Origin of the sequence: Chitinophaga sp. YIM B06452, assembly GCF_039655965.1 — a bacterium.
In the GTDB taxonomy this organism is placed as follows: Bacteria; Bacteroidota; Bacteroidia; order Chitinophagales; family Chitinophagaceae; genus Chitinophaga.
Window position 1 is genome coordinate 389,829 of record NZ_JAWLKY010000002.1, and the last position, 24,002, is coordinate 413,830.

Here is a 24,002-nt window from a genome sequence, read left to right on the forward strand (position 1 = left end):
TTTTCCGGATTTCAAAAACTAACTCCGCCAATACGCTCCATTTTTACAGGCCAAAACGCTATACCATGTACACCAGGAAATATACATTCCTCCTTTTATTATTATTGCTGAGCGTAGCGGCCTACAGCCAGAGCGCTTCCCTTTCCGGGAAAGTGACCACCGGCCAGGGCCAGCCGGTCGGTTCCATCACCGTTGCCCTGCTGGATTCCCGCTGGGGCGCCGTTACAGACGAGAACGGGGAATACCGCATCCAGCACATAAAGCCCGGCACTTATACCGTTCAGCTATCCTTCACAGGCAAAGTGCAGAAAACGGAAAACGTTACACTCACTGCCGGCAGCAATACGAAACTTGATTTCACCATCACATACGGCGCCCGCGAGTTGGAAGAAGTAGTAGTGGAAACCAGCAAGATCATGAACAGGGCCGCGTCTACTGCGAATAAAATCTCCCTCAGCTCGCTGGAAACGCCGCAGATCGTGCATTCCATCTCCAGCGTCATCCTCCGCAAGCAAAATGCCATGACACTGGAAGACGCCATGAAGAATGCCCCGGGCATGACCAAACTGTGGGATGCCACCAGCCGGCCCGATGGCGGTTCCATCTTCGTCAGCAGGGGCTTCCAGGTGACTACCAAGGTGCGCAACGGCCTGCCCAACATCGTGAACACCAACGTGGAAATGGCCAACCTGGAACGCATTGAAGTAATCAAAGGCCCCTCCGCCACCATGTTCGGCAGCATTGTTTCTTCCTACGGCGGCCTCATCAACCGCGTTACCAAAAAACCTTATTTCCAGAATGGCGGTTATGCGGATGTGTCTTACGGCAGCTTCAACTTCTACCGCGCTTCCGCGGATGCCAATTTCGTGATACAGAAAGATAAAATGGCGGCCAGGCTGAACATCGCCGGCCAGAACCAGGACAGCTGGCAGGACGCAGGTTTCCAGCGCAGCTATATCATCGCTCCGTCGTTCCTGTACAAGCCGAACGACCGGCTCACTTTGAACCTGGATGCGGAGATCGTCGGTTCCAAAGGGAACAGCAACGGCGGCAACTTCATGTTCATCCTCACACCCGGTACGATCAACAACGCATTGAGTGGTGTGTTGCTGCAGCAGGGATTGTCCCAGCAACAGGTAGCCGCCATCATGTCCCAGGCGCCGAAAACCTTCAAAGAGGCTTTCGGTACGGATAAGGTAGATGAATTCAAACTGAGCTACGACCGTTCTTTCATCAACAACGAGGTGTATTCCTCCACGCAGTCCAATGCGTTCTTTGCAGACGGCTCCTACCGCATATCCCGCCACTGGACCACCCAAACGGCTGTAACCTACAGCCTTAGCCACAACAACGGTTATGCACCTTATCAATACCTGCTGCCCAATTACCTCGGCACTTTTATCAATTCCATGATGAGCGGCGGCGCGCCCAGCTTCGGTACGCCCGGGCACGACAGTACCGGCAGGATGGTATGGCGCCCCGTAGGCAGCACCAACACCTTCAATGTACAACAGAACTTCATTTCGGATTACCAGTGGGGTAAAGTGAGGAACCGCGCAGTGATTGGCTTTGATTATGCCTATTATAAATCGCTCGTAACGTACAACCGGTTCTATGGCAGCCTCTTTGGCGCAGTGCCCTACCCCGACCTGTTCGACATCGTGCCGGTAGACGGCAATTCCCCAAAAATGGACGACCTCAACAAAGCCAACGTGCTGAACGCCTTTTCCACCAGGCCTCCCGGCACATTGCCCTACGACCAGAAATCACGTGTGATCAGCGGGTATGTGAACAACGTGACCAATATCACCGATTACATCATCGTATCGGCGGGCGTGAGGATGGATAACTTCCGCAACCTCATCCTGAAAGAGAACCAGACCAAATGGTCGCCCAAGTTCGGTTTGATCATCATGCCGGTAAAAGACGTGCTGAGCATTTTCGCCAACTACCAGAACAGCTTCACCAATAAATTCGGTGCGGACCGGAACAATAAGGCATTTGTGCCTGAAGAGGCCAACCAGAAAGAAGCAGGCGTTAAATACAGCCTGTTCGGGAACAAGCTCACCGGCAGCGTCAGCTACTATGACATTCTCGCCAAAAACATGATCCGTACTGACATCAGCGATCCGCAGTTCAACATACAGGACGGCGAGCAGAAAAGCAAAGGCCTGGAAGCCGAGATCGTGGCCAACCCTTTTACCGGCTGGACCATCCTCCTCGGCTACGCATATAACGACAGCCGGTACGTAAAAGCAGAAGCCGATGTGGAAGGGCTAAGGCCGGTAGGTTCCGGCCCCTGGAATATGGTCAACTTCTGGACGAACTACACCTTTACCGAAACCAAACTGAAAGGCCTGGGTATTGGGCTGAGCCTGAATTACTCCGGCGAGTCCTACGCGTTCAACCAGCGCCCCGACGGCGCGCTGGTACTGCCGGCCTATGCCGTGTTGGGCTCGCACATCACCTACGACGCCAAACGTTACCGCCTCGGCGTGAAGGTCAACAACATCACCGGCGAAAAATACTGGATGGGCTGGAGCAACATCATCCCGCAGATGAAAAGACAGCTTATTGGCACTGTAACCGTTAAATTCTAAACCCATGAATCATCAATTTAAGATCGCGCTGCTGTGGATACTGATCGTTTTTTGTTACCTGCTGCACGGATATTATCACGTTGCGGAGCTGTTCTTTGGCGTGGATATTAAGATACCGGATGCCAAAGGCGAAGTGCCCCTGTCATCCCATCTTTTCAGCCTGCTGATCGAAATAGTGCCTTTAAGCGCCGGCCTGGCTGCGCTGTACGTTACAAGAAAATGGTTTACCTGGGCCAGCCTGGTGTTTGCCATATTGCTCGGCCTGCTGAATGTCGTGCATCTTGTTATGACCTTCATGCATGAAAGCAGCGATATCCGCCAACTGGCATTGCTGGCCTTCATCATTGCCGTAAATATCCTGTTGGTAAAAGAACTCAACATCAGCCGGAAATCATCCATTATTCCCAATTGACCCCGGTTTCGCAGGAGTTGCAGGCAAATGAACTGCAACTCCGTTTTTTAATATCACCGACCAGATTACCAGGATGACAACTCATAAAAAGAAGAAATGGCGCTGGGCGCAGCACCAGAAACGATGGTTTGGCAAATGGCATTTGTATGTAGGCATCATTGCCGGGGCCATTTTATGCATCGTTGGCCTCACCGGCAGCATACTCGTATTCCAGGATGAAATAGACATTGCCCTGAACCGGGAACTGTTTGAAACCTTAAAAGGACAGAAACGTTATGCGATCCAGGAGATCATCCCGGTGGTGCAGCAAAAATATCCTGGTAGAAAATTCGATTACGTTTTCCAGACAGACGAGACCAATCCCAACGCCACTTACCGTTTCTTTCAATTCAAAACGGAAGAAGAGTTCTTTGTAAACCCCTACACCGGCGAGCTCTGCGGGAAGCGGCTGACAGACAGTGCATTCATCCGCATCGTGATGAACATTCACCGCACCCTGCTGATACCTGCAGCGGGAAGGTACATTGTAGGGCTGGCGGCTTTATGCATGCTTATCCTCACCATCAGCGGCCTGCGCATGTGGGTGCCGCAGCAATACCGCAAATGGAAACAATGGCGGTCCGTGCTCACGGTAAATTTCAAGGCAGGACTCAAACGGCAGAACTACGACTGGCACAACGTGCTCGGGTTCTACTCCTCTCCCGTGATCATCCTGCTTTCGCTGACGGGCTTTGCGATCACTTTCAGCACCGTGTTCATCTCTTTTCTTTTTATGTTGACCGGGAAGTCTCCCCAATCCGTAGCCAGCATATTCGCGCAGAAATCCCAATATGCGGAAGGCGCCAGGAGCCTTACTGCTGCGGAAGTTGCAGCCATTGCCGCAAAAACGGCGCCTTACGGGCAACTGCTCGGCATCGCCGTGCCTACCACGAAAGATATGGTCTACCGGCTGGATATGAAGTCTGAAGGCCCCGCCAGGACCGGCAACCGCATTATGCTTTTCGTGGACCAGTATACCGGGAAAGTGCTGCTCAACAGCGAGAACGATTTTCCCAACATCGGCAATTCATACCTGAGCTGGCTGACGCCCTTGCATTACGGCACTTTCGGCGGCATGCCCACCCGCATCCTGGCATTGATAGGCGGGTTGATACCGGTGCTTTTGTACATCACAGGTTTCATTATCTGGTGGCCGCGGCATAAAAAGCAGCAGCGGAAACCCGCTGCGCCGGAAAAGCCGGTCGTAAAGGTTTACATGAGCTACGGCAAATGTTTTTCCCATTATTTTAAAAAAGGCCTGAAATACGCGGCGCTGCTGCTCGTATGTTCATTGCTGGCGGGTGCGTTGTATGGCCTCATCTCCGGGATAGTAGTGCAGCCGGCGTTGTTTTCGGTGTTGTATACAGGCATCAGTATATGCGTCAATTTCATCATCGCGCTGCTGGCGTGCATTATCTGTCTCTTGCTGCTGGGGCCTTTCAGGCGTTACCCGAAACGGGTGCACCGGTATTTCGCGCTGTCGCTGGCCTTCCTGCTGGTGTTCCTTCCCGTGATCATCCTCATTGCGCAATTGAATATGAAGGTGTTTTAAATCGGGTAAGCCGTATCGCTTTTGGTTTCAGACAATACAAAGAAACTCTGTACAGTTGTGATATTGGGCAGTGTAGCCAGCTTGCGGTAGAAAATATGGTAGGCGTCCATATCCGTTGTGGCGATGCGCAGGATGAAGTCAAAGGTGCCCGTCATCTGGAAACATTCCATTACCTCGGGAAATTTCACCACCTCCTTTTCAAACGAGCTTAAGGTATTGGCCGAATGGTCTTTCAGCAGCACATGGCTGAAAGCGATCAGGCCTTTGTCTATCTTTTTCCTGTCAAGGATGGCAACAACCCGCCTGATATACCCCTGCTCCTTCAGCCGCCTGACCCGCTCGTGGATAGTGGCTACAGACTTATGCAGCTTGTACGAAATTTCCTTGTTGGTCAGCTCTGCATTTTTCTGCAGCAACCGTAAAATTTCCATGTCAGTGTGGTCAAGGTCCGTCATCGTTTCAAAAATTTAAGAAGTACGCCGGAAGAAATTCGGTGTTTCCCATCCGCATGTGTGTTTTTCCATTGAAAAGAACCCGCATTCCGGCATTTTCCGGAATTTTTACGGTTTTCTGCTAAATCACGCTAAATATGGAAAACATTTTTGAATTTAGATTGAAAATATTTCAGCCGGAAGATAGGACATTTTCCCGGCCAGGAACCAACCATTCATTTTTTCGATCGCCAATCATAAACCAACCATTCATTCCTCAAGAGTTTCCGTAACAGGAAACTCTTGATCTTAAACAACCTGACAAAGTTTTCGCATTTTATATTCCACACGAGGCATTTTATTTTTCCACGGGCCGCCCGCTGAGCCGGCATTTTTCGACATACACCAAAACAATCGCCCAATATGAACAATCAATATATCCTGCCGCTTGGAAAAGTGGGTATAGAGGATATTAGCCTGGTGGGAGGAAAAAATGCGTCCCTGGGTGAAATGCTGCAGCACCTTACAACGCTCGGCATCAAGATCCCGGATGGATTTGTGATCACCACGAATGCCTACAATGAATTTATCAGGCACAACGACCTTATTGCAAAGATCCAATCGCTGGTAAAGGAGATCGACTACAACCAGGTGGAATCTTTAAGAAGAGCGGGCCTTTCCGTGCGAAACCTGATCCGGAACGCCCGCTTCCCCGCCCATTTATCCCAGCAGATCATTGACGCCTACACAGGATTATCCGCGCAATACGGCCAGGATATTACCGATGTTGCCGTGCGCTCTTCCGCCACCGCCGAGGATCTTCCTGACGCCTCCTTCGCAGGCCAGCAGGAAACTTACCTGAATGTGAGAGGGCCTGCGGCGCTGGTAGATGCGGTGCGCAACTGCTTCGCCTCGCTGTTTACCGACAGGGCTATTTCTTACCGCGAAAACTTCGGGTACGATCATTTCACGGTAGGCCTCTCCGTTTGCGTGCAGAAAATGGTGCGCAGCGACCTGGGCGCCAGCGGCGTTGCCTTTTCGCTGGACACGGAATCCGGGTTTAGGGACGTAGTGGTGATCAACGGCTCATACGGCCTGGGAGAGCTGGTAGTGCAGGGCGCAGTGTCGCCCGATGAATACGTGGTGTTTAAACCCGCCCTGCAGAAAGGATATGCCGCGCTGATCGAAAAAAAGCTGGGCGCGAAAGACAAGATGATGGTCTATGGCGACGATGCAGACGAACGCGTACGCGTGATCCCCACGGAGCGCGCTTTCCAAAACCGCTTCTGCCTGAAGGACAGCATGGTCCTAAAGCTGGCCGACTGGGTGATGAAGATCGAAAGTTACTACAGCGGTCTCAAAAAAACCTGGACGCCGATGGACGTTGAATGGGCGATAGACGGGATGAGCAAAGAGCTGTTCATCGTGCAGGCACGCCCGGAAACCGTTCATTCCAGGAAGAACAGCAGCAAATTCATTGATTATAAGATCAGCGATGAAACGAGAGGCGATAAAGTGCTCGTAAAAGGCATTGCCGTGGGCGACAAGATCGTCAGCGGCAAGGTGAATATCCTCTATTCTCTGGACAAACGCGTGCTGGAAGGGCATGAATTCAACGAAGGAGATATACTGGTCACCGACATGACGGACCCCGATTGGGAACCCATCATGAAAAAAGCCTCCGCGATCGTTACCAACAAAGGAGGCCGGACCTGCCATGCCGCCATCGTGGCGAGGGAAATGGGATTGCCGGCGGTGGTAGGCTGCGGGAATGCCACGGAACTCTTGCAGGACGGGCGGCCCATCACGGTGAGCTGTGCGGAAGGCGATGTGGGTTACGTGTACGATGGCGTGATCAGGTTTGTGAAAGAAGAATACGACCTGGACAGCCTGCCCGCGATCAAAACAGATCTCCTGCTCAATGTAGCTTCTCCTTCCATGGCCTTCCAGTTCGCGAATTTGCCGAACAAGGGTGTGGGCCTTGCCAGGGAAGAGTTCATCATCAACAACTACATACAGGTGCATCCCCTGGCTTTGCTGCAGCATGAGCAGATTAAAGACGCGGAGCTGACCGAGCGGATAAAAGCCTGCATTGCCGGTTATGAAAATGAAGAAGACTTTTTCGTGAATAAGCTGGCATGCGGTGTTGCCAAAATTGCCGCATCGTTCTATCCCAATAAGGTCATCGTCCGTTTCTCCGACTTTAAAAGCAACGAATATTACAACCTCCTGGGAGGAAAATATTTCGAGCCGGAGGAAGAAAACCCCATGATCGGCTGGCGCGGGGCTTCCCGGTATTATTCAGATGCCTACAAACCCGCTTTCGGCCTGGAATGCAAAGCCATCCGGAAAGCCCGCGAAGAAATGGGCTTGTCTAATATCGTGGTGATGATACCATTCTGCAGGACCGTGGAAGAGCTGCAGAAGGTAAAGGCGACGATGCAGGAATTCGGTTTGGTGAGAGGCCAGAACGGCCTGGACCTTTACCTGATGGCGGAGCTGCCCTCCAATATCATCCTCGCCGACGCATTCGCCAAACATATCGACGGCTTTTCCATCGGCTCCAACGACCTCACGCAGCTGGCCCTTGGGCTGGACCGCGACTCTTCCCTGGTAGCGCATCTTTATGACGAGCGGAACCCCGCCGTGAAAGGAATGATCAGCATGCTGATCCAAACGGCCAAAAAGAACGGCGTAAAAGTGGGCATCTGCGGCCAGGGCCCGTCTGACTACCCGGACTTTGCACGGTTCCTGGTGGAAGAAGGGATTGACAGCATCTCCGTCACCCCGGATGCTGTTTTCAAAACCATCAATGAAATTGCCGCCATTGAAAAGGCGTTGAAGGAGAAGGAAAGCGCCGCTTTAAAAGTCTAAGATCAACCTCGGATACATTTGATGATGCATGTTTGACATGGAATGGCCTCTTTGCGGGGCCATTCCTCTTTCAGGAACCTATCCCCCATCGAATCCGGCCCCAAAGCGCGCGGATTTTAAAAAGTTCCCGGCATATCTGGAAACGCCCCGTTTCCGGGCCGGAAGGCTACTACTTTTGTGTTACACAAACCACAACACTCAAATTCCATTTCTATGACCTTACAATTGCAACAAACACCGCCTTCCATCCAGGAACTTCATGCGATCATCAAGCAGCAGCTGTCTGGCAAATACAGCTGTGATATTGTGCACGACCGCTGGTCTATCAACCTCTCCGGCCCCAAGAACTGCGTGGTCATCAAAAAATCCGGCACCATCGGCGTGGGTGTATTTGTGAATGAAAAGAAGAACACCGTGGACGTGGACGGCATTGTACCCAATATGGTCCTGGACCGCACCCTGTTCGGCAATTTCCTGACCCGCCTGATACTGCTCCCCTCCTGGAATAAGCTGGAAGCGGAAGTATCTGCGGCACTGCAAACCAAAATATCCTGATCCATCCATGAACCCGCTCAATAATATCGAACAATACCTGCAATCGCTCAAAGCCATGGGCATGAGCGAGGAAGCCATAGACATGTACCGGAAACAAATGGAGCAGTCCATGCAGTTTTCCAACGCCTGGGCCAGCCAGCTGAACCAGTTCAGCCAGAACATGCAGCAATTCAACGCCATGTTCACCGGCGATGATGCGGAAGCCAACTCCTCCGCGGCGCCGAAAAAAATACTGCTGAACCCGGCCGGCACGCTCACACCGGGGCAGCAGTGGGCGGTTGCCTGCGGGGCAGACCTGGCCATCATGAACGGCCAGTACCTCAACGACCTTACCACCGGCTTCACCCGGCAGGATTGCAGGGAATTGCTCTCCCAGTGGTGGGATATAGACAGCAAGGAAGAACTGACAGATACCCTCACCTGGCTGTTCAACGAAGGGCACCGCATCCAGTACGATATTATCTGGCAGGCCATGAATACCGTTTCCATTAAAGAAAGCAAGGCTTTCCTGCGCGAGTATGTTGCCTCAAACAAGATCGAAGAAGAAACGGCGCTGGAGCGGCTGCGGAACATGCGGGATGCGCTGGAGCTGTACAGGGAGCGGCAGCTGATCCAGCCGGATACACAGCCCGAGATGCTGATATGGGACTATACCCGCATCATCAATCTCAGCCGCGGCGGATTTGACGCAGGTTACCTTACGAGAGAGGAAGCATTATCTTACATAGAACGTTGCGCGGAGCCTATCCGCAAGATGTATGCTTCCTGGAAACAGCTCTCTGTTTCTTACCAGTTTGCCAGGTGCGTGTGGAATGGAATTGACGAAGACGTAATGACTGAAATGCAGGCCGGCATGGAGCTGCTGCTGAGTGATCCGCAAAGTCCATGGGTGAAATTTGCATTTCACCCGGAAGGATGATCTGTTATACGAAATATAAAAAGCCACTTCACGGTGGCTTTTGTTTTTTTGATAGTATTCAATGTCTGAACCTTTAAGTAGTATGGGAACGGGAGAGCAATTTATTTTAGCGGAATAATTAGCAGCTGCACGAACGCATCGAATAGAAATTATTTTTTATATTGCATAGTGCCTGTACATAGAGAGCAGTGCATGAAAACCTGGAAACCTGACTACTTCCCGAGCCCTGAATTTTGTGACCCAACTATACCTGCAGTCAGCACCCGGATATTGTAACCCGTTTTTTGCCTCCAATAGTTTTGCATGTACCTATTATTCAATACAGAAATCAGAAATCCATGAAACACTTCTACAAGCGCATACTCCTTACGGGAGCATTATGCAGCTTAATTCCCCTTATTTCATTTTCCCAGGTTAAGACGAAAATATTCAAAGACGGCATACCCGCCACTGTGTCCGCCCGGGCAGCCGGCATTGCTCCGCAGCTGGTGGCGGCGCCTGCGTCTTTCGACCAGTTGAAGGCCGGCGGTAAAACCGGCGGAGCGGATCCCGGGCAATATGTTAACAGGTTTGCCACGCCGGCGCATGTTTCCATCGATGTGCTGCAATCCGCCAAAGTGGAGAGTGATCAAAGCGGGACCACTTACCTGTATTCGCTGAAAGGCGCAAAGGCGCTTAACCTTTCCCTTCAGTTCGGGAAGTTTATCCTCTCCGCAAATGCCGTACTGAGCATCTACACCCGCCATGAACTGACGGACAGCATTACCGCCAGGGAGAATAACCCGCAGCAGATGTGGGCTACGCGGGTATACCAGGGCAATGAGCTGACCATTTCCCTGAAAGTGCCGAAGGGGGAAGAAAAAGGCAATACCCTTATTATCGACAAGATCAATTTCGGATTTCAGAAGTTCGGGACCGACTTTTTCGGCGATCCCGGCGCGTCGGCCGCCTGTAACGTAAACGTTGCCTGCCCGGCGGGTAATGGCTGGAACAACGAACGGAATTCCATCGCGCTGATCGTGGCCAATGGCAGCGAAGCCTGTACAGGCGCATTGGTCATGAATACCTGCAACACCAGCACTCCTTACCTGCTCACCGCCAATCACTGCCTGGATGCCGGCAATGTACCCAACTGGGTATTCCAGTTCCAGACCTGGAGCACCCAATGCAATGTGAATACCGGCTGGCTGGAAGACATGCAGTTCAACGGATGCACCCTGCGGGCCAACCATGGCGAAACAGATTTCGCCCTGCTGCAGCTGAACAATACGCCGCCCGTCAATTCCAATATCACTTATGCGGGATGGACCAGGAGCACAACACCGGCCGCTTCTGCCACCACCATTCATCATCCTATGGGAGACCTGATGAAGATCAGCCAGGATAATAATCCACTCGTTGCGGTATCTTATCTTGGCGGGGCGGCCGACCATTGGCGGGCTACCTTCGATGTGGGGATCGTGCAGCACGGTTCATCCGGCGCGCCTTTATTTGATCCCAACCACCGTATTGTAGGGCAGCTGCACGGCAACCAGGCAAACGGGTGCATACTTGGAGACAACGTTTGTTTTTGTATACAGACACCTATCGGCGAATACGGCAGGTTCGATATTTCCTGGACGGGAGGCGGAACGAATTCCACGCGGTTAAGCAACTGGCTGGATCCGCTCAACAGCGGCTTCGTTACCACGAATACCACCAACATCAACCAACTGAACACGTTCCCGGGTACGCTTGAGGTAACAGGTAATTCCTACCTCAACGCACCTGCGGAAAATTATACATTGTACTATAACGGCGCCCCCTATACGGGGAACGTAACCTGGACCTCTTCCAACCCCGCCGTGGCCACCGTTTCACCGTCCGGCAACCCGGCAACGGTAACGAGGGTGGGCTGCGGAACGTTTACGCTCACCGCCACGGAGATCACCTGCGGCAGCAGCAGGACCGCCTCCAAGCTGGTAGGCGTTGCCGAACCGGAACTGGATGGGTTTACTTTTGAAAAAACAGGGAATCCCTGCACCCCGTCCTTCGGGGTTACCTACAACGGCGCCGGTGGCTGCGCGCTGCGTACGAACGCCAGTGTGTCAGAGGTAGAATACTGGATACAGAGCCCATATTCCTATAGCATCAATTATAACTCAGGCAGCTTAGCGTGTTACAGCACCAGTATTGTGAACCGGGCAGGATTTACCGGCACATTCCCGACGCAATCCCAGCCCTATGTTGTAACCTTCCGGTTCAGGGTGCGGAACAACTGCGGCTGGAGTGAATGGTCGCCGGGATATTACCATTTCGTACAAAGCTGCAGTTTTGCGTTCACCGTTACGCCCAACCCCGTCAGCAACCGGGTAGAAATTGCGCTGGATGAGACATCCGCCAGGAGCGAAAAGGCCATGTCCATCCGCGAAATACAGGTGACAGATAAAACAGGCCACGTAGTGAAACAGGCCCGTTATAGCGAGGGCATTAAAAAACTGACGCTGGATATGGAAGGATTAAAACCGGATGTTTACTTCCTGCGGGTTTATAACGGGAAGGAATGGAGAAGTGAAACGATCATCAAGCGGTAATTAAACAATAGTAATAAAAGTGCCCCGGGAACGAACAGCATGTTTGCTCCCGGGGCATTTTTTTTAAAAAAGACGGGACCGGCCCCCATCCGGTATTGGCGGAACTAAGCGCACGCACTCTCCTATCTCATCTCTTTCGCCGCAAGCGCCCAGTGATATACGCAGCAAACCAGCAACACCGCTATTGCTCCCCATTGCGCGCCCGCCGCATCGGAAGCGACGCCCATCAGCAAAGGAAAAATAGCGCCGCCTGAAACGCCCATGATCAGCAGGCCCGACACTTCGTTAGACCTTTCCGGCATCCGTTGCAATGCAAAAGAGAACAGGATGGAGAAAATATTGGCGCAGGCAAACCCGGCCAGTGCAATGCCGGCGTAGATCACGCCTGCGTTGTGCGCAAACAGCAGCACTATCATGGCAGCCACCGCGGCTATGGCGGACCCGAGGTAAAACCTGTGGGCGGGCCATTTGGCCAGCAGGAAAGCGCCGAGGAACGTGCCGGCGGTCTTGAAAACAAAATATACGCTGGCTACATAACCCGCCTGCTCAAGCGCCATGCCGGTGCGCTCCATCAGTATTTTGGGAGCGGATACGTTCAGCCCCACATCAATACCCACCAATGTCAGTATGCCAAGGAAATACAGGAATATCCTGCCGTCGCCCAGCAGGGCAAAGCATTCCGCGACAGTAGAAGTATTTTCCCTGCGCCCGCCTTCCTGCAGCGGCGTGGCGCTGAGCCAGAGGAAAGACAGCAGCGTGACGCCCGCAAATGCCGGGAACAGCAACTGCCAGTTCCCGAAGCGCGTGCCGGCATAGGCTGCAATAATGGGGCCCAGGAAGGAGGCTACCGCTTTGATGAACTGCCCGGTAGTAAGGCTGCTGGTCAGCCTGTCTTTACTCACCACATTGGTCAGCAGCGGGTTGAGCGCCACCTGCAGCAAGGTGTTGCCGATGCCCAGCAGCGCAAAGGCGGAGAGCACCACGGGTAAAGTATAGGATATCACCGGCACCAGCAGGCCAACGCCGGTGATGAGCATGCTCAGCTGCACGGTGCGTTTCCTGCCGATCCTGTTCATCAGCATGCCCGTGGGCACGGAAAAGATCAGGAACCAGAGGAAAACCGCCATAGGCAACAGGTTCGACAAGGTATCAGACAAGCCGAAATCTTTTTTCACGTAGTTGGTGGCAATACCCACCACGTCCACAAAGCCCATGATGAAGAAGCCGGACAAAATGGGAGCCAGCTGCAACACGCTTGTTTTGGCCGGCGGAATGGATGGATTGCTGGTAGCTTGCGTCATATTTGTTTGATGTTGTATTTATTATAAATTCAGCAGGGCCATGCGGGCGTACAGCTCTGCAATGCAGGCTTCGTCCAGCAGCCACTTCGGTTTCCCGGCCTCATCCCGTTTATCGCTCCAGTTATGGTTGAGCAGGCCGTAAGGGTCCCGGTGGTTCCAGGCATGGTCTACCCGCGAAATAATGGCCTTTAAATACACAGGATCTTTGTCTGTGGCATAAAGCGCGGCATACCCGCGGAACAGCACCGTGGCAAACCAGGGCAGGTCGCAGAATTCGCTGCGCATGCCTTCCTGCGGCCGGCCGAAATAATGGTAGGCCGATTGCGCCGTTTGCTTTGCATCGCGGTAATATTTTTGTTGCCGGGTGAAAGTGTAGAGCATAATGGCCGCTTCCAGCATAGATCCCGAGTTATATGTATAGTAGGTCGCATTCACTGCCCCTGTGGCGGTCTTAATATCGTTCCGGTACAGGCCGGCGGAGTCGCGCAAATGCCTGTTCATCCAGTCGTAGAATTTAATGCCTTGCTGCAGGTAATACGGCTCCTTGGTGGCCTGGTATATTTTGAGCGCAGCCAGCGTGGCCATGCCGTTACTGCAGGCCGGCTTTTGATCGCCGCGGCCCTCCAGCCAGGTAACGCCGCCGCCGAGCACGTCCGTCCACCCGCTCATGATGAAAGCAAATACTTCCTTAGCCCTGGAAAGATACACCGGGTTGCGGGTATTTTCGTAGGCTTCCATATAGTCGATGGCTACAAGGCCGTTGTCGTCATAATAACGGTCCACCTTTTCGAACTTTGCCGGGTAAGCCTGGTAGCCAGCCGGGCGGCGCGTGGTATCGCGGTACTGGTACATGGCCGCCATGGCTGAATCCACGTAAGGCCGGTAGACCGCCTTTTTACCGGGCAGCCGCATCATCATACTGGCGGAAGTGACCACCCCGCTGAGCGGCCAGAGGTAACTCACTTCTTTGGATTGCACATTCCCGTCCTGCATATAGGTGAGCGAATCCTTATGCTGCTGCGGGTAATACTCTGAAAAAAGCCCGTGCTGCGGTACGCGGTACAACGTCCATACGCGGTGGAACATTTCCTCCGCCCTTTGCCGGTATTCGTTTTGCTGCGCAGCAGCCTGTAGCACCATAGCTGTCAACGCCAGGCTGAATAATATCCTTTTCATAATCCCCGGTTGGGCAGCATCCGTTCGCCGTTGTGTCCACCGCCAACGGATGTGCCGGTTTATTGTTCTTTTTCCCAGATTGATAACCTGGCATATATCTCCACCATGCCGATGTGCGTAAGTAGGGAATGGTATCTCCCCAGGTCGGAGCCGGACCAGTCTTCATAGAACTGGAAGGTGCCCGGCAGCCTGCTGTGCTGCCATGCGTAGTCTACATTCGCAGCGAGGGTGTTGATATAGGTAGCATTCTTGTCCAGCTCATACAGCTCCAGGTACCCGCGCAGCAGCACGGCGGTAAACCATGGGTCGTGCGGCACGAAGAACCGGCCGATGTTGGGCACCTCGCGCGTGAAAAAATTATACGAAGCCTGCGCCCATGCTTTCGCATCTGCGAGGTAGGCTTCCTCGCCCGTGATCTTATACAACAGGGCCGCGTTCTGGATCATGGCACCGGAGTTGTAGGTCCATTTAGCATAATTGATGCTGCCATCCTTGATCCATACCGAGTTCCAGAAGATCTTGTCAGACGGGTCCAGCATGTATTGTTTTACCCAGTTGTACCAGCGTTTGGCGGAGGAGAGATAAGTTGCGTTCTGTTCCTGTTGATACAATTGCAGGGCCAGTGTGGCGGAAAGCGCGGTCACATTGGTGGCCTTGATATAATTCGGATCATCGGGATTGTTGCGCACCCCTTCGTTCCAGTGAAGGCCGCCGCCTGCTTCAGGGCTTTCGGCGGAGGCGCAGAACGTGTAACAGGTTTTTGCGTTGGCGAGCAATTGCACATCGCGGGTGAGCCGGTAAGCTTCCAGCATGTCTATGCCGGTAATGGCGTTATCGTCGTAGAAACGGTCCGCCTGGCCTTCGCTTACAGGGATGGACTGGTACCCGGCAGGCTGGCGTCTAGCATCCAGGTAACCTTGCATGCCTGCAAGCGTGCCCGTATAATAACCCTGGTACACTTCATCCGTAAAGCCCAGCTGCTTCAACAGCGTAGCCGCCGTAAACATGGCGGAGTAAGGCCAGAGGTAAGCATACTTCGGGTCACCGGGCTGTGCGGGAAAACTTTCCCTTACATAGTGGCTGCCGCTGATGCCGTAATTTTTATAGATATCGTCCAGCGCCTGGCGGGCTTTGAGCTTGTAGGTCAATGCCACCGTCGCGGTATCGCCTTCCACTTTCACAGGCACATCGTCCCGCTGCTTGTAACACCCGCTAAGGGTAAGCGCCGCCGCGGCTATGATCAGAATGATAGGTCTCATGTAAATGACTTTAAAGATTCACCAATTAGTGCACGGTCAGTTTATAGGAATAATCTTCCTGCGCATTCAGCTGCAGGGTAAAATCCCCGGTTTTCCCATCAGAGCCGGCCGGGTATTTATAGGTGAAATCCCACTGCGAATTATCTACCGGCACTACGGAATAATAAGCTGCCGGCGTATTGGCGTCGGGCGGTGTAGAGTTGGACTGGTTCACGCTGCCGTAGTAGAGGGTTCCGGCGGTGCCGGCCGCATCCGCGGTGGTGAACTGGAATTTGAAACGGTCATCCTTCCAGCTGCCGAAATCGAAATAAGCGATGGGCACGCCCTGCGCCGACCAGGTACCATTGCCGGTGTAAGCGAGTTTGCCGATCACTTTGTTGTAGGCGGATGCAAACACGCCCGCATCGGTGATCTCGATCATCTCCGCGGCGGCATTCGCAAAGTCCAGCCGGATGCGGTATATCTTGTCGCCGGTCTGCTGGTTCTCCCCGCCTTCCTGCAACCTGTTGCCCTGCATGGAATAGGTTACCGGCGTGCCGCTGTTGCGGTCTGTGAAAGTGAATGATCCGTTCTTCAGCCGGGTGAATATCTCGAACACCCCGTCGGCGCCCTGTTTCATGGCTTTGGCAGCGGCAAGGTCCGTTCCGCCTTCTGTTGCTGCGCCGGTGATGAACACATTGGCGGGTATCTCCGTAAAGCCTGCGGGCCTTTCGATCACGATCACCCTGGAGGAATCAGCGCGTTTTTCGTTAAGGCCTTTGCTGGCGATCACCGTCCATTGCAGAGAACCGGAGGTGGAAGGCTGAATGCCCGCTTTGCTGGCAATGGAGTTGAGTACTTTATGGGAGAGCGAGAGCGAATTCTGCACGCCGTTTCCGTTGGAGGCAACGGTATAGATGGGCCGCTGAAAATTGCCGCCCAGCGTATCGAATGCGACCTCATACATCACGAGGCTGCCGTCTTCGGCCCTGGCCGCGCTCCATTCGAAGTTCACCACGGCACTGGTGGCGGGCTGCAGCTTGTAGTATTTGCCCACCTCAGGGTAATACAATTCTTTAACGGTGGAAATATTGCTGTTGATGGTCTTGTCCTTTTCGCAGGAGGTGAAAGCTCCTATGGCCAGCAGCGCGGCCAGCATGGTATATATCGCGGGATTGAAAATGCGTGTCATAAGAATATCTTTTATGAGTGTTGATAAAGGTTGTACAGGTCACCAGCCGGCGTTATTCGGCAGCAGGTTTTTGTTCATGTCTATATCCGCCTGCGGTACCGGCCACAGGTAATGTTTGCGGGCGTCGAACACGCGCCTGTCCACAGCAAGATGGCTGTTGCCCACCTTCATGCCATAGAGTGTGCCGTTCATGACGGTCTCCGCGATCTTCCAACGGCGGATGTCGAATATCCGCTGGCTTTCCAGCGCCATTTCGCTCCTGCGCTCGCGGCGTACGAGTTCCGTTTTGGCGGCGTTACTCAAACCTGCGTAGTTCGAGAAGTTGAGAGCCGCCGGGTCGCTGAAGCCTGCGCGCTGGCGGATGGGCCTGATGGTCTTATCCCATACGGCCGCATCCAGCTGGTTCATCATCGCTTTTGCTTCGGCATACATCAGCAGCACGTCCGCATAACGGAGGAGGATAAGGTTGAGACCGGAGTTGTTATTGCCATCGGCGGTACGGTCGTAATACTTGCGGAAGTAATAGCCTGTTTTGGAAGCGTCCGCTTTGTCTGCCGCATTGTCGCCGGTACCGGGCGCTGTACGGATGGTGATGGTTTCGCCGCGTTTGGTGGTGAAGGAAGAGCCGTCGTGGATGATGGTGGCTTCCAGCCTCGGGTCGCGGTTGCGGAAGGGAGCGTTATCGTCGTAGCCGGAGCCTGTTTCATTAATGCCCTTGCCGTTGGTCATGACAAAATCATCTACCAGCGACTGCGAGGGCGCCATGCCGCAGATGAGCGTGCCTTCTGTGAAAGGAATGAAGAAACGCTGCATGGAATGCGTCCTGCTCACCGGAACAAACTCCAGGTTGAGGATCACTTCATCGTTATTCTCATTCTCCGGCTGGAAGATGCCGGCGAAGGAAGGGAACAGGGTGTAAGCGCCGTACGTGCCCGCCATGATCTGTTCCAGCACGGCGGCGGCTTCGCTCCACTTGTTGTCGTAGAGCAATACTTTTGCCTTGAGGGCTGCGGCAGCGCCCTTCGCAATGCGGCCTTTGTCTGAAGCGGGATAAGCGGATCTCAGCGGAAGCGCGGCCGTGACTTCGTCCAGCTCGGCGAGTATGTAGCTCAGCACTTCGGCTTTGGCAGTGCGGGCGATCCGGAAACTTTCTTCGTAGGAGATCTCGTTTTCGATCAGCGGCACGTTGCCATACCAGGTAACGAGATGGAAGTAATGAAAGGCTCGGATGAACCTTGCTTCAGCGAGGTAACGGTCTTTCAGGCCGGCGTCGAGCCCGGGCACTTTGTCTATATTGGCAATGAGATTATTAACATTGCGGATGCCGCCGTAGTGAAATGCCCACTCCCCTGCCACGCGGTTGGTGCGGCCGTCGTAAGCGCCCGCGGCAATGCTTTGCGCGGCACCGCCGTTCACGGAGCTGGAGCTGAAGGAATTATCACTGAGACTTTCATTGAAAAAATAATAATCGGCTGAATACATGCCGGCGTAGCAGTTATTGAGCACCTGCTCCGCGGCTTCCGGCTTTTGCCAGAAGGTGAGATCGGTATCCTGGTAAGACGGCCCCAGGTCGAGCTTCTTACAGCCCGCAGCCCCGAGCAGCAGCGCCCCCAACACAATCGAACAATACTTTCTTATACGCATATTGCGGTCATTTAAACGTGGTTAAAAGTTGATATCCAGCCCTACTGCCCATACTTTCTGAACAGGGTAAATGCGGCCGCTTGTGGCGCTGCTCAGCGAGTTCAGGTTGAGGGTACTGTTAAACTCCGTCAGTTCGGGGTCCATGCCATTCTTCATGCCGGTAACGGTCCACAGGTTCTGCCCGGTGAGGTATACCCTTACCTTCTGGATCTTTGCGCGGCCGGTTAGGCTGGCAGGCAGCGTATAACCGAGCTGCGCATTCTTCAGCCTTGCATAGGCGGCATTCTCCAGCCAGAAAGTAGAGTTGGCCCTGTTATTAACGGATTCCGTGCCGATGGTAAGGCGGGGATAATCCGCGTCCGGGTTGTTCGGCGTCCACCGGTCTATATGCTGCGCATATACGTTATCCCAGTTGTTATGGAATGCCTCTATGCCTTCGCCACGCAGGAACACGTTCCTTTTGCCTACGCCCTGGATGAAAATGCTCGCGTCAAAACCTTTCCAGGTTACGCTGTAGTTCAGCCCGAAAGTGAAGCGGGGGAAAGGATTGCCCATGATGAAGCGGTCGTCGTTGTTGATCACGCCGTCCCCGTTGCGGTCTACGTATTTGATGTCGCCGGGTTTTACCTGGTTTACGAAAGACGGTTTGGGACTGTTCTTGATATCCTCAAGGTTCTGGTAAAAACCGTCTGCCTCGAAGCCGTAATAAGCGCTGATCGGGTATCCTTCACGGTTGATGTAGGTTACGTCCCCTTCCTGGATGAAGGTGCGGCCTTTGAAATCAACGATCTCGTTGAGGTTGTCTGCCAGGTTGGCGCCCAGTGTGTGGTTGAACGCGCCGGTTTTAGCCTTGTAGTTAACGGCCAGCTCAAAGCCCTGGTTCTTCACCTTGCCTGCATTCTGGAAGGCCGGGGTAGCGCCGTAGAGGCCGGGTGCGGGCAGTTGCAGCAGGATGTTGTCCGTGATCTTGTGGAAATAATCGTAGCTGATGGTCAGCCGGTTGTCCAGCATAGACAGGTCGAAACCGATGTTGGCGGAGTTGGCGGATTCCCAGGTGATCACCGGGTTGCCCACCGCAAAGGAAGAGCCTGCCTGCGCGAGGTTGTTGAAGCCATACATATTGCTCACGGTCGTATATACGTTCATGTAGCCGTAGTTGGAAATGATCTGCTGGTTGCCGAGCTGGCCCCAGGATCCGCGCAGCTTCAGGTCGCCCAGCTTCTGCTTCACCGTTTCCATGAACGGCTCGTCCGTAATGCGCCATGCGGCGGAGAACGAAGGGAAAAATGCACCGCGGTTGCCTTTGGCAAAACGGCTGGATGCGTCGTAGCGGAAGTTGAATTCGAAATAATAACGGTTGTCGAAACTATAGTTCAACCGCCCGAACGCTGAATTAAGCGCCCATTGGTCGATGCGGGTATCGTATGTATCGTTGAAGCCCTTCAGGGTTTCGGTGCCTGTGGTGGAATCGCCCGTCGTATTATCCACGTTAAGCCGGCGGGTTTGGCTATACTTGTTCTTCCAGCCTTCCGTAGCATAGCCCAGCAAGGCCTTTACTTCGTGCACTTTGTTGAAGGTGCGGTCGTAATTGAGCAATGCCTGGAAATTGTCCTGTATGCTGCGCGCATGGTTCACCGTTCTCGCGCTCTGGTTGTCGGAGCCTGAGTAGGGCGCGTAGTTGATGGACCGGCGGAATTCATCCATGTTATTCACGCGGATATCCGCTCCGTATACCACTTTGGCAGACAGGTGACTGGTGATCGCGTATTCGGCATTGGCCATGTAGTTGTAGCTGTCGTTGTTGTACAGCCTGCGGCCGCCCTGTTCCAGCTGTGCCAGCGGGTTGTTGGAAGCTGTGGGCGCCAGGAAATAATGGCCGGCCGTGTCTCTGATCGGATAGATGCGGGGAATGCGGATGGCCGTGGAAACCAGCCAGTCGGAATAATAGGCATGCTCCCTTATCTTCTGTTTTGCATAAGCGAAATTGCCGCCCAGTTTTAATTTGCCCAGCTGTGTGCTGAGGTTGGCGCGTGCGTTGTAACGCTGGTAGCCATAATCAGGTCCGCGGTACAGGCTGTTCTGGTCCATGTACCCGCCGGAAACCAGGTAGGCGACCTTGCCTACGGCGCCCGTTACGCCGAGGTTGTGATTGTGCTGCAATGCGGCGGGGCGCATCACTTCGTCCATCCACCATTTTTCGGAACCTTTCTCTCCCTGGCGGCGGATCTGCTCGGGGGAGAACTGCGCCGTTTGCCCTGAATTGACCAGCGCTTCGTTTTTAAGCTGCATGTATTCCACCCCACTCACCGGTTTGATGAGGAAAGTAGGCTGCTGCGCGCCGGCTATACCGTTGTAGGTAATGCGGGGCACTTTATTGAGCTTTCCTTTTTTGGTGGTAACGAGTATCACCCCGTTGGCAGCGCGGGAGCCGTAGATGGCAGACGAGGCTGCATCTTTCAGTACGCTGATGCTTTCGATGTCGTTAGGATTGAGCAGGTCCAGCGACCCGGGCACACCGTCTACCAGTATCAGCGGACTGGTGTTGTTGACAGTACTCACGCCGCGCACATTGATATTGATAGCCGCGCCGGGCTCCGTAGCGTTCTGCTGGATGATGAGGTTCGGCGCTGCGCCCTGCAGGGCCTGCACCGCACTGGTAACAGGTTTGCCCTCCAGGTCCTTCGCCGTCACTACGCTCACTGCGCCGGTAAGACTCGTGCGCTTCTGCGTGCCGTAGCCTACCACCACCACATCCGATAATGTGCTGCTGGAGACTTTAAGGGATATGTTCAGCTGCGACGCAGATGTGAGCGGCACTTCCTGGCTGGCATAGCCGATGGAAGAGAACATGAGCACCTGGTTGCCTGCCGGGACCTTTAAGGAAAATGTACCGTCGGCGGCCGTAGCTGTGCCGGTACCGGTACCTTTGACTGAAACGGAAACTCCCGGGACCGGTTGTTTGGTAAGATCGTCTGTAACGCGGCCTGTAATAGTACGGGATTCCTGCGCATATGCGCCGCGGCCCGCCGCGAGCAGTAGCAGCAGCACCATCAGCGGGAGCCTGCTTCTGCGCGTGAGCCTTATTACGATAACGTGATAATAAGCTAGCATAGGCTTAATTTTTTTGATCAGATGTGGAATATTCTTTTTTTTAAAAGCCCGCTGCATCAATACGCAGCAGGTTTGTCCGATAACGTGTACACCAGCTTTCCTCCACGCGTCAGTTGTTCGAACGGTATGGAATTCTGCGGAAGCTTTTTGCCGTTGAATGTTGGCTGACGGAGGTAGATATTGCCCGCGCTGTTGTTGTGCGTGACGATCTCAAGGGTATTGCCCCTGTAATACTTTTTATTCAGCTTTATCTTCACCTTATCGAACAGGGAGGAAGCGATCTGCATCACCGGTTTGGCCGATGCGCCGCCCTGTACGTCGAACAGTCCCATGGCGCTCATCACGTACCAGGCGCCGAGCTGCCCCTGGTCTTCATCCTGCCCGTAACCGTAACCATGTACGCCTTCGGTACCGTAAAACTCGTTGCAGATGGCCCTCACCCACTTCTGGGTAAGATGCGGTTTGCCGGAGTAGTTGAACATCCAGGGCATTTGCAGGCAGGGCTGGTTGCCGTGATTATAAGGCGCGGAAAGGCCGGAGAAAGCGTCGATGGTGGTGCCGCCGCCAAACGTAGTTTTTTGCGCGGCAGTAAAAATGCTGTCCAGCCTTTTGTTGAATTCTTCCCTGCCAATTTTAGCCACCAGGCCTTCGGGATCATGCGGCACGTAAAAAGTGTATTGCCCCGCATTCCCTTCCTGGAAGCCGCGCCAGGGTTCAGTTGGCTTGAAGTTGTCTACAAAGCGGCCGTCGGCATAACGGGGACGCATATACTTATTAGTTGGGTCAAAGATATTTTCCCAGCTTTGCGACAGTTTCAGCAGGGTGTTGTAATCACCGGTTTTGCCCAGCGCTTTTGCCCATTGCGCTACGGCGTAGGCGCTGAAAGAATATTCCAGCGTATGGGAGCCGGAGAAGCACCAGTCGCCCGGCTTCGGGTCCACATGGTCCACATAACCGTATTTGCGGAACCGGGCTACGTCGTCTTTCCCTGCGCCTTCCGGCCTGTTCTCGTAACCAATTTCATTCTTAAGCGCCGCTGCATATCCTTTGGCCACATCAAAATCACGGATGCCGTAGTTGTAAGCGCCGGCTATCACGAGGCTCACGAAGTTGGTGCCCACGCCGGACACATACTTGCTGGAAGCGATACCGTCGCCCAGCCAGCCTGCGTCGTTGTATACCAGCAGCTGGCTGCTCACGAAGTCGGAATAATATTCCGGGTACACCAACGCCCAGAGCGGCGTAAGGTTCCAGAACGCGCCCCATACGGCGTCTGTGTTGTAATGATTATGCACGGGCACGCCCGCTTTATTCAAAGGGATCTGCCCGTTGCCGCCCGTGTTCTTCGGATAAGCCCCGTTCACATCGCTGGCAAGGCCGCGGCCCAGCACGGCATGATACAGGCCGGTATAAAACTTTGTACGGTCTGCTTTGGTGCCGCCGCTCACGGTGATCCTGCCGAGGTACTCGCTCCATTTTCGCTGCGCCTGCTGCCGGGCCTGGCTGAAGTTCGTGGCCGCAGCCTCGCGCTGCATATTGAGGCGGGCATTTTCTACGGATGTGTAAGAAAGCCCGATACGCACGGTAACCGCTTCCTGCTCTTTGGTTTCAAAGGTGAGGTACAAGCCCGCTCCTTTTCCCCGGATGTCCGCAGCGCCGCCGGTTTGCACGTCTCCACGGAAGGTGCCGAAAGAGCTTGGTTTTTTATCTGTCACGGCGGAGAAATACATGGCCACCTCGGCGCCCTGCTGGTACTTTTGCACGTATGCAGGCAGGGTGATCACGTAACCTTCAATGCGGCCGTCCGCCGTCATATATACATGCGCATCTTTCACTTCGCCGCTTTCACCCTGTTTGTTACCGATGTCGAAAAGAATATGGGAATCGCTGCCGGCGGGGAATGTGAAGCGCTGGAAGGCCACACGTTGGGTGGAGGTCAGCTCAGCTTTGATGCCATAGCGTTTCAGCAAAACGGAATAATAGCCAGCGGCAGCGGTTTCCTGCGCGCGGTCGAAGGCGGAGCGGTAGCCGGAGAGGCTGTCTTCCAGCTTTCCCGGTACGGTCACCAGCGGGCCTTTTGTGGGCATCAGCACAACGCCGCCAACCTGGAACTCATGGAAGTTGGGGAACCCTTCAATGGAAGTATGCCTGTAATCGTAGCCCACAGCCTCCCAGCCGTTGGGATTGCCGTAATGCCCGTTGGTAGAGGGCCCTGGCTTGGCCATGCCGAACGGCGAAGCGCCGGGCGCAAAATGGAACCAGCGGCAATGCGCGGTACCGATCAACGGATCTACGTATTGAACCGGGTCATTTTTTTCCTGTGCGCTGAGAGTGGATACTGAAACCAACAGCAGCAACCAGAGCATCCAATTTTCCTTTCTCATA

15 protein-coding genes are annotated in these 24,002 nt (G+C 53.8%); 7 read left to right on the forward strand and 8 right to left on the reverse strand.

Annotated elements, in window-relative coordinates:
• The first annotated feature begins 65 nt into the window (after window positions 1–65).
• The 3 genes from R3I13_RS11185 to R3I13_RS11195 all read left to right on the forward strand — a co-directional run bounded on the left by R3I13_RS11185 (window position 66) and on the right by R3I13_RS11195 (window position 4,603).
• Window positions 66–2,600 (forward strand): TonB-dependent receptor, encoded by a 2,535-nt coding sequence (locus R3I13_RS11185; RefSeq protein ID WP_346318037.1) that lies wholly within the window; start codon window positions 66–68, stop codon window positions 2,598–2,600.
• Window positions 2,601–2,604: 4 nt separating this feature from the next.
• The gene (locus tag R3I13_RS11190; RefSeq protein WP_346318038.1) at window positions 2,605–3,012 is read left to right on the forward strand and encodes a hypothetical protein; all 408 of its coding nucleotides are present in this window, start codon (window positions 2,605–2,607) and stop codon (window positions 3,010–3,012) included.
• Between the two features lie 73 nt (window positions 3,013–3,085).
• Window positions 3,086–4,603: a PepSY-associated TM helix domain-containing protein gene (locus tag R3I13_RS11195; RefSeq protein ID WP_346318039.1), complete on the forward strand. Its 1,518-nt coding sequence runs from the start codon at window positions 3,086–3,088 to the stop codon at window positions 4,601–4,603.
• Here the strand turns inward: R3I13_RS11195 and R3I13_RS11200 are convergent.
• On the reverse strand, window positions 4,600–5,058 hold the full coding sequence (locus R3I13_RS11200; protein ID WP_346318040.1) for an Lrp/AsnC family transcriptional regulator: 459 nt from the start codon (window positions 5,056–5,058) through the stop codon (window positions 4,600–4,602). The two genes, R3I13_RS11195 and R3I13_RS11200, sit on opposite strands and share 4 nt — an antisense overlap.
• 399 nt (window positions 5,059–5,457) lie before the next feature.
• Between R3I13_RS11200 and ppsA the strand changes: the two genes are divergently transcribed.
• From ppsA to R3I13_RS11220, 4 genes are all read left to right on the forward strand, one after another.
• Window positions 5,458–7,908: a phosphoenolpyruvate synthase gene (gene ppsA, locus R3I13_RS11205; protein WP_346318041.1), complete on the forward strand. Its 2,451-nt coding sequence runs from the start codon at window positions 5,458–5,460 to the stop codon at window positions 7,906–7,908.
• A 213-nt stretch (window positions 7,909–8,121) separates the two neighbouring features.
• Window positions 8,122–8,463, forward strand: a complete 342-nt coding sequence (locus R3I13_RS11210) for a hypothetical protein (RefSeq protein ID WP_346318042.1) — start codon at window positions 8,122–8,124, stop codon at window positions 8,461–8,463.
• A gap of 7 nt (window positions 8,464–8,470) precedes the next feature.
• Window positions 8,471–9,382, forward strand: coding sequence for a DUF1266 domain-containing protein (locus R3I13_RS11215; RefSeq protein ID WP_346318043.1), 912 nt, complete (start codon window positions 8,471–8,473; stop codon window positions 9,380–9,382).
• Between the two features lie 338 nt (window positions 9,383–9,720).
• The gene (locus R3I13_RS11220; RefSeq protein WP_346318044.1) at window positions 9,721–11,955 is read left to right on the forward strand and encodes a trypsin-like peptidase domain-containing protein; all 2,235 of its coding nucleotides are present in this window, start codon (window positions 9,721–9,723) and stop codon (window positions 11,953–11,955) included.
• Window positions 11,956–12,077: 122 nt separating this feature from the next.
• On the opposite strand, the gene R3I13_RS11225 is transcribed toward R3I13_RS11220, so the two are convergent.
• Genes R3I13_RS11225 through R3I13_RS11255 form a run of 7 tightly spaced genes read right to left on the reverse strand, consistent with a single transcriptional unit; the run spans window position 12,078 to window position 24,001 of the window.
• Window positions 12,078–13,256 (reverse strand): MFS transporter, encoded by a 1,179-nt coding sequence (locus tag R3I13_RS11225; RefSeq protein WP_346318045.1) that lies wholly within the window; start codon window positions 13,254–13,256, stop codon window positions 12,078–12,080.
• A gap of 21 nt (window positions 13,257–13,277) precedes the next feature.
• Window positions 13,278–14,432: a glycoside hydrolase family 76 protein gene (locus R3I13_RS11230; RefSeq protein ID WP_346318046.1), complete on the reverse strand. Its 1,155-nt coding sequence runs from the start codon at window positions 14,430–14,432 to the stop codon at window positions 13,278–13,280.
• Window positions 14,433–14,491: 59 nt separating this feature from the next.
• The gene (locus R3I13_RS11235) at window positions 14,492–15,691 is read right to left on the reverse strand and encodes a glycoside hydrolase family 76 protein (RefSeq protein WP_346318047.1); all 1,200 of its coding nucleotides are present in this window, start codon (window positions 15,689–15,691) and stop codon (window positions 14,492–14,494) included.
• Between the two features lie 25 nt (window positions 15,692–15,716).
• Window positions 15,717–16,862, reverse strand: coding sequence for a SusE domain-containing protein (locus R3I13_RS11240; RefSeq protein ID WP_346318048.1), 1,146 nt, complete (start codon window positions 16,860–16,862; stop codon window positions 15,717–15,719).
• Between the two features lie 39 nt (window positions 16,863–16,901).
• Window positions 16,902–18,506, reverse strand: coding sequence for a RagB/SusD family nutrient uptake outer membrane protein (locus tag R3I13_RS11245; protein WP_346318049.1), 1,605 nt, complete (start codon window positions 18,504–18,506; stop codon window positions 16,902–16,904).
• Between the two features lie 21 nt (window positions 18,507–18,527).
• Entirely contained in the window at window positions 18,528–21,617 is a 3,090-nt protein-coding gene (locus R3I13_RS11250; RefSeq protein ID WP_346318050.1) for a TonB-dependent receptor, read from the reverse strand.
• Window positions 21,618–21,673: 56 nt separating this feature from the next.
• Window positions 21,674–24,001 carry a GH92 family glycosyl hydrolase gene (locus tag R3I13_RS11255; protein ID WP_346318051.1) on the reverse strand — a complete coding sequence of 776 codons (2,328 nt, stop codon included), beginning with the start codon at window positions 23,999–24,001 and terminating at the stop codon, window positions 21,674–21,676.
• Window position 24,002 lies beyond the last annotated feature (1 nt).